We start from the raw sequence: 14065 nt of genomic DNA on the forward strand, positions 1-14065 counted from the left end.
ATGGAACTGCGCTCGGCTAACCCTGCGGCTCAGATGCTCGCTGCGGAGTCGTGGCCCGAGGACGAACCCACGCCAATCTACCTTTCGCTTGCGGATGATGGCCGGTTTCAATCGGCTTGCCGCCCGCAGCCGGGAATGGACTTTAAAGCGCTTCGTAACACAGCTATTGTTGCGATCTTGCTGGGCGCCGGCATCACGGCCGCCGAATGCCGTTACCTCCGCCTTTCCGACCTCGATATTGATGGCATCCGGCCAGACGTGTCAGTGCAAAAGCGCGGTCCGCGGATCGCTCGCCGAGTTCCGCTCGAAGCTTTCTCGCTCAAGGTGCTGAGGGAGTACCACGACGCACGAGTGAAGCTGGCCTGTCAAAGTGAGTGGCTATTTCTGGCGACCGCCGCCGGTAAGCCGATGAAGGACGATACGCTCGGAAAATACGTGCGGCTGGCGTTGCAGACGCTGGAAATCACGGCCGCAGATATGAGCCCACGACTTTTAAGAAATACCTACGCACGCCGCCATCTCCATGCGGGCCGCACTGACGAAGAGGTCGCCAACCTGCTGGGCCTGTCCAGTCATCGCACCAGTGTGCGACTGCGGCAGACACTTGACCCATCCTTTGCATCGCCTGAGTGTGAATATGAATCTATGGATAGCGAGATCGGGTGACTTCAGTCGGGCTCGCAACGAAATCAGGCTCTCGAGCGCAGACCATCGATGTTCGCTCACGCTCGTCCGAGACGGGCCCCAACAGCGTTTGGGCAGCAGGACCGATGCTCGAGACAAGCCACGAGATGGACGACAACGCGAAGTCGATGAGCATGACAATAGGGTCGCTTTTTAAGCGTACTTACGTACAGGATTGTTTGCGCTCGTGTTCGTGAATGGGTCGCGGGGGGCGGCCCTCGCCTCGGAAAGCGCCCATTTGCTGAACTTCCGGCACACTGTCGCTTTTCTCGGAAGGGCTCATCGTGGCCACCACCTTCAAACCTACGGCCGAGCAGGAAGCCGTCGTGACCGCCGCCAGTAGCGGCAACGATCTGAAGGTCAAGGCGTATGCCGGCGCGGGCAAAACGTCAACGCTTCGACTGGTTGCGCATCAACTCGGCAGTCGGCGTGGGAGCTATCTCGCTTTTAACAAAGAGATTGCTGATTCTGCCCGTCGAGGTTTTCCATCCAATGTGGCTGCACGCACGGTGCACTCACTCGCGTACGCTGGCGCCCCGTCACGCCTCACCGCCCGCATCAACCTGCCGTCGGAGCCTCCTCACGAGCTTGCCGCTCGCTACGGACTTGGGGCAATCGAGGTGCCTACCATCACCGGCAAGGCCGTCGAGATTGCGCCGTTTGAGATCGGCCGGATGATCACAGACGGTTTGGGTAGGTTTTGTCGCTCGTCCGACGAGTCCCCGCAGGCTTTTCACGTCCCGGTGGATGAAAAAGTGCGCGAGGACGCTGCTGACTGGCTGCGTGCCCTTCTCGCGCCCCACGTAACACGACTTTGGAGCGAGAGCATCGATCCGCGCGGGCGCAGCGCCATACAGCCGGATGTTTATTTGAAGGTGTGGGCACGGAGCAATCCCCGTATCGACGCGGACTTCATCTTGTTCGACGAGGCGCAGGACAGCGATGGCGTCATGCTCTCCGTTTTGTCGCAGCAGCGACACGCGCAGATCATCTATGTCGGAGACCCCTACCAGCAGATTTACGAGTGGCGCGGCGCGGTCAATGCGATGGGGCACATCATCGCGCCGGAGCGGCCCCTCACCGAATCGTTTCGCTTCGGGGCAACTTTCGCTGCACTCGCGAGCCGCATTCTGGCCTTACTTGGAGAGGCGACGCCCATACGGGGTCAGTCCGGTATCGGCTCGATCATGGTCGAGGACCCTTCTATTGCGCCCCCTGTGGACGCGGTGCTTTGCCGCAAGAACGCCACAGCCATCTGGCAGTTCGCGGCCGGAATTGAGATGGGCCATCGGCCCGCGATTCGCATGAACGCAAACGAGATCGTCGCATTCGCCGACGGGGCGGATCAATTGCTCGCCGGCCGCAGAGCGTTTCGTCCGACTGCGTTGTCATTGTTCGAGAACTGGAAGGAAGCCCAGTCGTTCGCACGCAGCGCGCTTGGCCAAGACCTGCGGCCGATTGTCGAAATCGTCGACGGTCGGGGCACCAATTATCTGCGCGCTCTAGCTCAGCGTGTGACGCCCGAAGGCCAGGCCGATTACGTCATCTCGACGGTACATCGTGCGAAGGGGCTCGAATGGAAGCGGGTGAGAGTCGTCGATGACTTCCGCTTCAAGATGATGGATGGCCGACTGACGATGGACGAGGACGAATTGCGCCTCCTCTACGTGGCTTTGACCCGTGCGCAACACGTGCTCGACATTTCCGATCTTCGAGAGGACCTGCTGAAACTCTTCAACGTCCGGCGTGAAAAATCAAATTGAACATCGCAGACCCACCGATTGATTACCTCCCTTCTTTGGACTGGGCAAGAGCCGAAGTAACCATTCTGTCTAGTCGCTCGCAGGCCGCCTTCACGACGCCGAGGCGCACTTCCCTCAATTGTCGGTCATGCTCGTTGATGATGGACGCAAGCGGTTCAAGCAGCGTCTCGGGCGTGATCCAGTCGTCAGTTGCCTTTCCTCTGTCGAGCTGCGCAAGGACCTCTTCCTCCACCTTCCGAATAAACGAGAGTTCGAGCAGCCCATGCCCAGCCTCCGTTATGAAACTGGTGAGCAAGACCGTTTGTGCAACGTTCAAAACATCCGTTGCCGTGGGACGCTGACTGCGCATGGTCTCAAATGCAAGCCGTGATCGCAGGGCCATCGTATCCGACTCTCGCCGAGCCACGGGTAGCAAAAGGACTTTCGATCCTTTGCGCGGCACCTTGGCTAATCTTCGCTTTTTCGAAGTTGGCATAATGTTCAGCCAATAAATACAATTGAATATGTTACGTTACCAAATGCAGCCGAAGCATACTGCTTCACGCGTATTCTCAATCCTGAGACGCGACCGCTGCACGTCAGGCACCGATCTCAAAAGACAAGGCAGTCCGGGTCCGCGACCGTGCGCAACTACATGGTGGCGTCCAAGAGGGGCGTATCAATATGCCCCAATATCCACGCTCAGGCGGTGGTGTGCAATTAGAAGACATCCGCCAAAAATGAAGGTTGATTAGACGAGCTAGCCGTTCCTCGGAACGCGTCTTGCTGGTCAGTTTGTTCCACCTTCATCGGAAAAGGAGAAACAGATGGCGGGCGACAATTCATACAAGCCGGGCGAGATCGTAAAAGTTTCAGGGATTTATTCGGTGGTGCACGAAGACGGTAAGGGAACGTTCGAAGTTACCTGTGTCGAAGGTGAGCATTTTCCGCCTACGCGCAGCGGGAAGGGCGCGCACTTCGAGCTGAAATATGGGGCGACGCACTCTCACAAACATGACGATAAGGTCGGCCCGCGAATCGCGGCTTTTCCAGAACCTCGACGCGCTGCCCTCCCGCCTTCACCGCTGCCTAAAGGGCAACGCTGTCTGCACCCCTGAAATGTAGTTTTTGATATGTAATAAGTCGGATAGAAAAAGCGACTCCGGAGCGACTCATGTGTTATTCGGCTCAAATCGAAGCGGACTACCGCAAGTATGTGAAAATGTTTGGCGCTCAGATGGACATCCGCCAATTCGCGCGCCTGTACTGGGAGCGAGCCGAAGGCAGCAAGGCAAAAATCCCAAAGGCGATGGATGATGCGTTCCGTAGCCCCGAGACGGGCGACGAGCGTCAGATAAAAGAATTTATCGACCGCTACAACGCTGAGCAGGCGACCAAGCTCGAACAGGATCTCTTCAAGCAACGGACGCGACTCGCCGATGCGGAGTGCACCCTACAAACGAAGACAACCAAGGCTGCGACTGAGAGCAAGCGCATCGCGACCGATAAGATAGAAACTTCGCTGCGACGCTTGGAAGACATCAATCGAACGATGCCCGAACCGCGTGACTCGCGCATCTTCCCGGGTCACTATGCCCCTGTCCTCGTCGTCGAGGACGGGCAGTACGTCGTCAGACCGATGCGCTACCAATGTCGCCTTGCGGGCAAGCCAGCCAACTATGACGTAAAATTTCCGGGCACCTACAACGCCCGTCGCGATAATCTTGAGGGCTTCTGGAAGCCATTGTTTGGGCATACGCATGGTGTGATGCTCGTCGATGTGTTCTACGAGAATGTCAGCAAGGCGAAGTGGGAGGGAACGTTACTCGAAGCGCACGACAAAGACGAAAACGTCGTGTTGGAATTTCGTCCGAGTAACGGCCAGCTGATGTGGGTTGCCTGCCTGTGGTCGCGATGGAGCGCCCCGGGCGAATCAGACCTGCTGTCATTTGCGGCAATTACCGATGAGCCGCCGCCAGAGATCGCCGCAGCAGGTCACGACCGTTGCATCGTGCCAATTAAGCCGGAGAACGTCGAGGCTTGGTTGAAGCCGGATGCCTCGAATCGAGGAGCGCTGCACGCTATTCTTGATGACAAGGACAGGCCGTACTTCGAGCACCGGCTCGCCGCGTAGGCGGCCTCCCTCCAAGGCGTTTTTATGCGACGAAAGCAAGCTTTGGTAACATCGCAACTTGAAAAAGCAACGGATAAACCAAGCATCGAAGATGCAGGCATTCAATGGACATTTTCTACTATTCGCAAAAGCTTGAACAAGACCTGAAGAACGGCCAAGTCGGTTACTTCGGTTCCAGCAGCACGAAGATTTTGCAGCTTGCAGAACGACTACCAAAGCGCATCTGGGTCTTCAAGACCCCGAAGGGGATGAAGGGGTCTGTCCAGTTGCTCGGTTCGCTGCTCGTCAGTGATGAACCTCGCGTTGCGGCCCAAACAAGCTATCCCCATGTCATCTATTACGACCCGTTTTCGCCTGCATCCGTGATGTTTACAGACTCCGATACCTCACAGCGCATTCAAGAGGTGTCGGCATACTTCCAATATCGCTTCCACTCCGCCTTCAGTGCCAATTTTCAAGGCGACGCTGGGCTACAAGCAATGGAATCGAATGTGGTCCGTGGATTGGAGTCTCTCGTTGCCGATTGGGGAAAATGCCAAATGCTGGAGCGCGTCAAGGATCGCAAGACCGTCCAACCTATCAATCCGTTTGCAAAAAGTTTTTGACGAAGCGGATGACTTTGGACAGAACACTGCGGGTCTTCGCGTCCATCCTTTAGGCGGCTGAATCCCGCCGATACCAACGAACGCGTCGGCATCGACGTTTCGGATCCAGGGCCGTACTTCGTTCTCACGAGTCGGGGAATTGGCGATGTAGTTCACTGCCGCTTTGAGGTCCGTGACCCACTGGGCGCCTCAGCGTATCTGCTGTCAGGGTTTTGTCGAAGGACGGCGATTCACGCTTCGTAGCCAATACACTCTGGTATCGAAGCACGGTGCTGGGCCCTATAAACTAAGGGTCGAGGGAAACTTCGAACGCGCATTTAGTGAATCTGAGATCTCCACCGCCTCGTCTATAATCTGTGCACTGCAGTCTCAAATATGGCAGGGAGCCTACCTCATGAGTCAAGCGCGCGAGCGACACTCGCGATTCCGAGACAGCGGTCAGCGCCAACCGAGCTACGTAAATAAATCGCCTCCCCGGCGGCAAGACAAACCTTACGTGAAGAAACCTTCCGCTCAAGAACCGGCGCAGACTGCTTCCATCTTCAAAACGCGATCTTTCCAATTTCTCGTCGACTCGGTGGGCGCCGAGAATATTGCGTTAGGACTTGATTCGACCCTGAATCGGGTGGCTGAACTGATGAAAGGCGAGCGCTTCACGCCTGAGACGGCCTTTCACATGGAAACCACGCTCGGGTTGCCGCACGGCTTTTTTGACCAGCCCTACCCTGCGCTCGCGCCCGAGACGATCGCGCGATTAAAATCGCCGTTAGACTTTGTTCAAGCGGACGCCGAGCCAGAAGTCCTGCCTAAAACATTCCAGCCGTCATCTGCCTCAGAAACCAATCAGCCGCTGCTCAAAGATCGTTTGCCCGAGGAACCGGAAATGCCAAAGAAAGCAGCGGGCGGATCGTCAACGCTCGCCCAGAACAGTCAAGCTACGCCCGCCAAACAGTCTGCCGCTCATTCCCCGCGAGAAAAATCCACGGCGAAAGTCAGTCCCTCTGAGAAAGCAAGCGGACCGCAATCGCTGGCGTTAAACGACAGCGCGGCTATTCAAAATATTCGGCGCGCCAACCTCCACGTTCTCACGACCCGCAACGGATCTAAAGCGAGACTTGGCGCGGTCATGACTCTGACCGGTTCCAACATGGGTCATCGGCTACATGGCAAGAAACGCATGGACGACGCCGAAGCGAACCGCTTTACCGAGCGACTGGGGTTGCCGACCGGATGGTTGGACACTCCGCGCTCGGAGGCAGAAATTCCGGAGTCCGTGTCCCAGCTGCTTCTTCCTGCTTCGCGCGGAAGGGCATCCATTCTAGGAAAACAAGCGAGCACCCTTGTCGATCAAGACCCACCGGTTTCAGCAAATGTCTCAAGTGAAAAACTGGCGACGGGAACGAGGGCAAGCGGAACAGAGGCGAGTGAGAAAGAGGCGCTCGTTGTTAGCGAGCAAAATCATGCAAACCCTCCTACTCCTGCGATCGCCAATCCGTTACGTGGGGAGAACAACACCCCACGTCCAGTTGCGCCCGAGCAGACAGCAATCGCTGCGGTTCCGCCTCAGCTGATACCGCGGCCCTTCACTTCTGTGACCAGCATAGAGAACCTCGTAGGGATTGAACCGGTGGCGGAGGCGCTGATCAAGACGCTGGCAGGCAAGGCGCGCACCGGCCGACTGGACGAAATGAAAGCACTCGAGTTGTTGCAGCAGGCAGTGTTGCTGTAGAGAGCCGGGTATCGACGTGCGTTGACCCTTTTTTACCCACTCCGCCGGGCGAGGCGTGTAGAGGCTTTTAGCGATGCGGCGTCGGGCGCGCGCCGACGAGCCGACTAAAGATCGCGGGTCGTCGTTCGATACAACTCGGCGCGCCGACTCGCACGTCAGGATTCACTGGTCGAGGAATGGCCGGAGCTTGTCGGCCCGGCTGGGGTGCATTAGTTTTCGCATCGCCTTGCTCTCGATTTGCCGAATCCGTTCGCGCGTTACATCGAACTGCTTGCCGAGTTCTTCAAGCGTGCAATCCGACGCCGTATCGATACCGAAACGCATGCGCAGCACCTTCGCCTCGCGCGGCGACAGCGCGTTGAGCGCCTCGTCGATCGCAGCGCGCAGGTTCGCGTGCACAGCCGCATCCGTAGGCGATGCCGCCATCGGATCTTCGATCATATCGCCAAGCGTCGCGTCGGCGTCCTCGCCCACCGGCGTCTCAAGCGATACCGGTTGCTTGGCGACCTTCAACATGTCCCGAACCTTCGCCTCCGGCAGTTCCATGCGCTCGGCGAGCAACGCAGGATGAGCTTCCTGTCCGGTCTGCTGCAAAATCTCGCGCGAAATGCGATTAAGCTTGTTAATTGACTCGATCATGTGCACCGGCACGCGAATCGTGCGCGCCTGATCCGCCAGCGAACGCGTGACGGCTTGCCGCACCCACCACGTCGCGTAGGTCGAAAACTTCCAGCCGCGTCGATATTCGAATTTGTCGACGGCTTTCATCAAGCCGATATTTCCTTCCTGAATCAGATCCAGGAAATGCATGCCGCGATTCACGTACTTCTTCGCAATCGAGATCACAAGGCGCAGGTTCGCCTCGATCATCTCGCGTTTCGCCTGACGCATTTTCGATTCGGCTGCCATCATCTGCCGGTTGACTTGCTTTAACCGTTGCAGCGGCAGTACCGCGTTCGCTTCGATATCAATCAGCTTCTGCTGCTCGGCCTGAATCGCTGGCAGACTGCGTTCCAGCGCAGCGCCGTACTCATGCGAGGACGCGGCCGCGGTCTCAGTCCAGCCAAGATCGGTTTCGTGCCCCGGAAATGACGTCACGAACTTCTCCCGCGGCATCCCGCAGCGATCGACGGCGATTTGCAAGATGCTGCGTTCTACCGCCCGTACATGCTTGACTTGCTGATGCACGTCCGCACAAAGCCGGTCGATGGTCCGCGCCGTGAAACGAATCGGCGCCAGTTCGCGCTGGATCGCTTCGCCTATAAGTGCGAAGGCTGTCGCGCCCTTGCCTTCTGCAGCGTCGGTGTGTGGAATTTGATCGAACAGCTCGCGCACTCGCGCAAATATCGCGAGGCTGTCGCTCGTAAGCTGTTGCAGACGCGCTTCGTTCGCCTTCGTCGGATCCTCTTCCTCGATCTCACTGTCCTCGTCGCCGTCCTGCTCGCCCTCCTCGTCGTCGCCATCGGCACCGTCCGTGTCGATGACGGCTGAATCATCCGCGTCTGACACCGGCGGATCGCCCGCCGCGGAGTCTTCATTGAGACCGTCGACCAGTTCGTCGATGCGCAGTTCACCCGCCTCGATTTGCTCCACGCTGGCCAAAATCGTACTGACAGTTGCCGGGCATGCCGCAATCGCCTGAATCATTTCGTGAAGCCCGGCTTCGATGCGCTTGGCGATCTCAACCTCGCCCGCGCGAGTCAACAGTTCGGTCCCACCCATTTCACGCATGTACATGCGCACGGGATCGGTCGTGCGCCCAAATTCAGAATCGACGGTGGAGAGCGCGACTTCCGCTTCCTCGTCCGCCTGGTCGTCCGACGCGGCGGCCGGCGCGGCATCGTTCAGGAGCAGCGTCTCGGCGTCAGGCGCTTGCTCATAGACCGCGACGCCCATGTCATTGAAGGTGCCGACAATCGTCTCGATCGCTGCAGTCTGCGCGAAGTTGTCCGGCAAGTAATCGTTGATTTCAGCGTGAGTCAGGTAGCCGCGCTCCTTGCCCAGTTGAATGAGGGCGCGCATTTGGCGCTGCCGTTCTTCGTCCTGCAACGCGGTCGCCGCGGCGTCCATCGGCAGCAAGGCGGCAGCTGCCTTGGTCTTCGAAGCGCGCCGGGCCGAAGCCTTCGGCAGAGATGCGGCCGTGTCTGGTCCTGAATCTTCCCGATCAAAACTTGCCATACATTCTCCTCGACTGGTTTGCCCGGCGATGAGGCCGACGACTATCGGTACCGCGGCCGACGAGCCACGGACAATCATGGCGGCAGATGGGCGCGACTCGTAGGATCGCAACGAGCAATGAACGCGGCCTGCTGACATGAACCGGCCGGTTGGAATAGCGCGATAGCAGCAGCGCAATAAAAGCAGAGTCTAAAATTATATCATGAATTGCTGCGATGCACCAATCGAGTGATTTCACTCGAACGCAACGCCCCTGCTTCGCGTGCGGACCACGCATATCAGCCATCATCGTGCCGTTTGCTCTCGCGATGTCGGTCTTGTTGCTCGGCTTCTTCCTTCCGCCAATCCGGCGGTTCGACGCGGGCGTCCGCCCGATCAGTGACCGGTGCGGCGACGGATCGCTGTCGTGTGCTTTGTCGTTTGCTCGTGAGCTAACAACAGTTGCAGTGTCAGAACAACGCCTTCTGCGCCGCCGCGGCGAGCCTTGACGGCCCTTCAACTACTAGACCAGCGTCCCTCAAAAATGCCATTACGCTTCGTGACGGAGCGTGCAGCTTCCGGGCGAGCATCACGGCGTACTTGCTCACCGGACTATGCGGATGGCAGTTATCGAACGATTCAAGAAGCTCCTGAACGAGTTCGATTGGAACCTTAAACCCAGCTTGGACCGAAAGCACGCGCAACTGGCTTGCCGACAGCGTCGCATTCGCGACCCACGTGAGGTCGTTGGCGCCAGCGGGCGTCCCGCGGGCCGGCACCAGGTAGCTCGGCGTCTCGATGTTCTCGATCAACGGCACGAGCGCACCCCGCTCGACCAGAGCCTGCAGATAACGAAACACCGCTATGTTGGCGGCCTTTTCTCGGCCCGGGTTGACCCAATAACGCTCGCTGAGATACTGCAGCACGTCGAATAAAGCAACTTCGCGTACGGCGGAATCGGTGCTGGCTGGCAAAACAAAGTAACCGAACGCATCGGCCTGCCAGACGCGACGATCGACGCCGAACGTTTCCTCTGCGGGGACTTCGATGTCGACCTCGGGGGGCCACCGGTCACAAGACAGTGCCATTTGGGCCTCCAGCAGCCCCAATTGTTCCGTGTGGTTCAATTGCCGATAGACGGCATTGTCAGCAAAAACAAGAGGCGACGTCCAGGACGAAGGCGCCCGGTCGTCAGCGCGACCCGACATAGACACGCGGTCCCGCTCGTCGCACGGCAGCCGCGGCGAGTGTCGTAGCGCCCTCTCGAGAGGGAAGATCCAACGCTTGTTCTCAACCGAGTGAAGCACGCACTGCCGCAAGTCTGCCCATCCCTGGATGTGGGAAGGGTCCGGCAGGTTGACGACCAGCGCTGGCACCTTGAGCTTCTCGATCCGTTCGACAGGCACCGTTGGAGGCAGCCCAGGGATGGAGAATTCCACGATCAGCTGACCGTCTGCGGTCTCGGCTAGAAAGTCGACCGGAACATGAACGACCTCGATGTCGGCTATTGAGTCGCTCCACTGGATGAGGCGGCTCCGAACGTGAGTGGTATCCTGCTCCCCACCGGCGAGCGGCACTTTGATGAAGCGGCTTTCCAGCAGCACGTGTTGGGCGCCCGCGCGCAACGCATAGTGGGCAGCAAGCCTGCACGTACCCCGGTGTGGGTGCGCGAAGTAGGGAACGCCGCCCTTGGGAACTTTGCGCTGCAGTTCTATGCCACACGCAACGCAGAAGTATGCCGCGCGACTCGAGGCAAAGACATCGCTTGCGGCCGCCACATTCGCCGCTTGGTCTCTTGCGAAAACAATATGCGCAGAGTTGGACATGAGCACGACCGGTCGGGTTGCACGCCCCGGTTTTACCGCATATTTGCTAACTTTCCCTAATTCCAGCAAAAAGGCGTGGTGAATAGGAGACGCAGTGTTCGTCGTTTCTGAAGCTGCCCGGAATAAGCCCAGCTCAATCTGAGCCACGCGACATATCGGAAACGCCGAATAGCGGCGGTGGCACTTCGTTGGCGTGTTAATAACGGGCTGCCCGTCACCGCTCATCGCTTGACGGGATTCTGGAGTCGCTCGGTTTTTCTCGCCGTGCGTCCTCGCTCACCGGAGTGAGATACGCGAATCTTCATCGACCACCCTGCCCCCACGCGTACGGCGGAAACACGTGGCTTTCAGAATTTCTTCACAGAGCTTTTGAACGACGTCACTACAGCAAGCATCCTGGCCGCAGCCCGGGTCAACCAGATAAAGCGCACCGTCAAGCCAATCGAAGACAGCGCGTCTGCCCCCGATTACTGGCTCGCACCCGGCGCGATACCCGCTTTTTTCTGAGCGTCTTGGATGTCTTGCGGATAATGGGTATCGTTGCCTCTGCCAGGGTTGTAGCCCGCGTCTTCGAGCTTCTTCAACTCCGCATTTTTCTTCGCGCGTGCCTGTTTCCGAGCTGCCTTCTTTTCTGCTTTCGTGGTAGGCGCGGCATTTGTCACGTCGGTGGCGGTCGAACCGGCGTCCTGAGCATAAGATAAAGATGCGCCGGAAACGCCCAGAACTAGCACAATCAACGACAGGCCGATACTCTTGAGCTTTGCTTTCATGTCGACTCCTATGATAGTTCCAGTGACATCGTCCGACTACTTACAGTATGGTCAAGCGCTTTAGGAAACTCAGTCGATTCTATTGATCAGTGAAACTCGGTTAAGGAGAAACCCAGCGCATCGCCGCAGCGCGCTTGCCGCCTGATCATTGTATGAGAGTTCCAGGCAGCGATGCTCCGCGGCTAGTATAGCTTTCCCCGCGTCTCTGCGGAACGCGGGCGTGGAGGAGTTATGGATGGTAAAACTAAGGGAATCGAACAGCGAGTGCTTGTGTGGAGTGTTTTATGTTCGAAGCAGCGAAGGTCGGTGCATCGCCGCAACGATTGGCCAACCTGGAAGCGGCGATCGATTACATCGCCGGCACGCCGACACACGCTGGCGAAGTCCGACCGTGGATCCGGAACGTCGAAACCAAGGCGTTCGTAAACATCGGCGGCAGAGTGAAACCCCGAAACGGGGTGCCGCGACGATCCCGCCGTGGCTGCAGCAATGCGCCAGGGGCCAGAAGATCGGCTACGCGCAGGCTTGGACGGGCCTAGTGGAGTACTACGGCGTCGACGGCTCAGCCGACTATGATCCGGAACGATGTGCGGAGCGACCCCAGCGGGTCGCTTGCCCGCGGGGGTCGAGGTTAAAAATTTGAGGACGATCGGGCGCCGCTTACTCGGTCACCTTCACGTTCTGCCACCAGCGAACGCCTGAAGGCAGGTCTCTGATAAACGCGAAGGCACTAGCCTGTTCTCCAGTGAGCTCGATCACACCGCCCTGCAAGTTCGCCATCTGCAAGTAGACGAGGTTGGCGAGCGCCAATTCGCCGCGCTCCTCAGCGATGCCGGTCAGCGTCTCGACGGCATCAAGCAAAACAGCGTGGAACTGTTTGGTGTCAGCGGCGAGGCGCAGCGACACATCCGCGTTGCTAATCGCGCCCAATACCGCATCACATTGAGCTTGCGGGTCGTCGGGCCCGTACTGCTCGTGCTTGATCCAGCTTCGGATCACCATGTCATTGAGTACGTCGTCGACGAAATCGGTGCAGGAATAAGTCATGGAAGGCTCCAGTCAAGAAGTGAAAGAAAAAGAGCCGCTGTCAGATGCGACGCAAACGACCGGTATCGAACGCAGAGGTGCGACGCAGGTACGGCGGGCGCGGCGGCTGCGATTGAGCAGTAGCCGGTGCGGCTTGCTGCGCTGGCGGCTGGTGAGGCACCGCGTTCGAGTGAGACGGCTACCGGCTGCCGCAGCAGCAGCATCAAAAGGTTTGCCATATGAGATAGCGCCGGAGGGCGCGAGAAAGGAGGCAAACGGGAAGCGCCCCTTGTGGGGCAACTCCCCACAAGGGTTAATAAATCAGGCGGTAAGCGCCTGTACGTCGATGACCGCGTCGGCTTCCGCGACAAGTTCCGGCGTCTGTGAGATGAAAAACTCTCGCTGATACCCGCCTTGGCGCAGCACCTCGCGCTTCATGCGCATGAACTGCACTTTGCGCTCGGGATCGAGCGGGCCGTCTGACTCGTCGCTGAACAAGGTCTGATAAGGCTGACCAGTGTTCTGCGCGAGATAGAGCGCGATGCCCCGCGTGAGGCACTCGTTGATCCAGACCTTCTGACCGCCGGACATGACGGACACCGACTTGCTGCTGTCGGACTCGGCGTCGTGAACGAGGATCTCGAAACCCTCTCGTAGTTCACCGCTCGCGAGCGTGCGCTGCGTGCGGATCTCAACCGTGAAGCGCATGCCGTAACACGCGAGCAGTAGCTCGTTGACGGTATGCGTGAGCGCTGGACCCGCGTCATCGATGGTCAGCGCGATCACGCCCTCGATGCCCAGACCCTTAGCGAGCAGCTTCCACCGCGCGATCTCGTCGGAGAGGCGATCGGCACGCGACTGCGTGGCCGAGAACTTCTCCAACTCCAACGCCAACGCTTCCGCTTCGGCCTGCAAGACACTCTGCGAGCGGATCGATTGCTCGATCCGACCATCAAGTGCCGCGACGGTCTCCCGGTTCGCTGCGATGTCACGGTCCAATCTCGCGATCGCGGCTGTGACGTCAACGGCGGCCAGTCGGCTCACCTCCTCGGTGATGCGCGCAAGCTCCGCTGCGATACGCGTCTTTTCAGACTGGTACTTGGCGGTACGTGCGGCGGTTTCCTCGGTGATCGAACGCAACTCCGCTTGCGCGGCTTCGAGTCCCGATACGGCGGCATCCAAGAGCGGTTTGGTCGCAGCAAGCTCCGCCGCCGCCTGCAAGGCACGGCGAAGCCGCGCGGCCGCGTCGGTGATGGCGAGCATCTCGACACGCTTTGCCGCAAGCTCTGCCGGCACCCGTACCAAGGCGTCGGCCTGCGCTTTCTTCTCGCGATACTCCGCGCGAAGATTGGCGACCGACACCCGCTGCACCTCCGCTTGTGCTTTCGCCTG

Annotated in this window: 10 protein-coding genes and 2 pseudogenes; 6 read left to right on the top strand and 6 right to left on the bottom strand. The window is 58.8% G+C overall.

Annotation, left to right across the window (positions count from 1 at the left end):
• Positions 1-666, top strand: a 666-nt coding sequence (locus tag AWB81_RS35815) for a tyrosine-type recombinase/integrase (protein ID WP_062642482.1), incomplete at its 5' end; no start/stop codon positions are given.
• Positions 667-968: 302 nt separating this feature from the next.
• On the top strand, positions 969-2447 hold the full coding sequence (locus tag AWB81_RS35820; protein WP_062642484.1) for a UvrD-helicase domain-containing protein: 1479 nt from the start codon (positions 969-971) through the stop codon (positions 2445-2447).
• 22 nt (positions 2448-2469) lie between these two features.
• Here the strand turns inward: AWB81_RS35820 and AWB81_RS35825 are convergent, their stop codons facing one another.
• Complete coding sequence (locus AWB81_RS35825; protein WP_144444281.1) at positions 2470-2829, bottom strand: Fis family transcriptional regulator; 360 nt, start codon at positions 2827-2829, stop codon at positions 2470-2472.
• A gap of 424 nt (positions 2830-3253) precedes the next feature.
• Between AWB81_RS35825 and AWB81_RS35830 the strand changes: the two are divergent.
• From AWB81_RS35830 to AWB81_RS35845, 4 genes and pseudogenes are all read left to right on the top strand, one after another.
• Positions 3254-3457, top strand: a pseudogene (locus tag AWB81_RS35830) (hypothetical protein); the annotation flags it as partial.
• Positions 3458-3600: 143 nt separating this feature from the next.
• Positions 3601-4560 (top strand): SOS response-associated peptidase family protein, encoded by a 960-nt coding sequence (locus tag AWB81_RS35835; protein WP_062642488.1) that lies wholly within the window; start codon positions 3601-3603, stop codon positions 4558-4560.
• 104 nt (positions 4561-4664) lie between these two features.
• Positions 4665-5165, top strand: coding sequence for a hypothetical protein (locus AWB81_RS35840; RefSeq protein ID WP_062642490.1), 501 nt, complete (start codon positions 4665-4667; stop codon positions 5163-5165).
• Positions 5166-5559: 394 nt separating this feature from the next.
• Positions 5560-6894, top strand: coding sequence for a hypothetical protein (locus AWB81_RS35845; protein WP_062642492.1), 1335 nt, complete (start codon positions 5560-5562; stop codon positions 6892-6894).
• A 162-nt stretch (positions 6895-7056) separates the two neighbouring features.
• On the opposite strand, the gene rpoD is transcribed toward AWB81_RS35845, so the two are convergent.
• The 5 genes and pseudogenes from rpoD to AWB81_RS35870 all read right to left on the bottom strand — a co-directional run.
• Positions 7057-9072, bottom strand: coding sequence for an RNA polymerase sigma factor RpoD (gene rpoD, locus AWB81_RS35850; protein WP_062642494.1), 2016 nt, complete (start codon positions 9070-9072; stop codon positions 7057-7059).
• Positions 9073-9521: 449 nt separating this feature from the next.
• Positions 9522-11024, bottom strand: a complete 1503-nt coding sequence (locus tag AWB81_RS35855) for a competence protein CoiA family protein (RefSeq protein ID WP_062642496.1) — start codon at positions 11022-11024, stop codon at positions 9522-9524.
• A 320-nt stretch (positions 11025-11344) separates the two neighbouring features.
• Positions 11345-11647 carry a DUF4148 domain-containing protein gene (locus AWB81_RS35860; RefSeq protein WP_062642498.1) on the bottom strand — a complete coding sequence of 101 codons (303 nt, stop codon included), beginning with the start codon at positions 11645-11647 and terminating at the stop codon, positions 11345-11347.
• A gap of 660 nt (positions 11648-12307) precedes the next feature.
• Positions 12308-12694, bottom strand: coding sequence for a hypothetical protein (locus AWB81_RS35865; RefSeq protein ID WP_062642500.1), 387 nt, complete (start codon positions 12692-12694; stop codon positions 12308-12310).
• Positions 12695-12994: 300 nt separating this feature from the next.
• Positions 12995-14065 (bottom strand): annotated as a pseudogene (locus tag AWB81_RS35870) (SMC family ATPase); the annotation flags it as partial.

The organism is Caballeronia arationis (genome assembly GCF_001544975.2).
GTDB classification, from domain to species: domain Bacteria; phylum Pseudomonadota; class Gammaproteobacteria; order Burkholderiales; family Burkholderiaceae; genus Caballeronia; species Caballeronia arationis.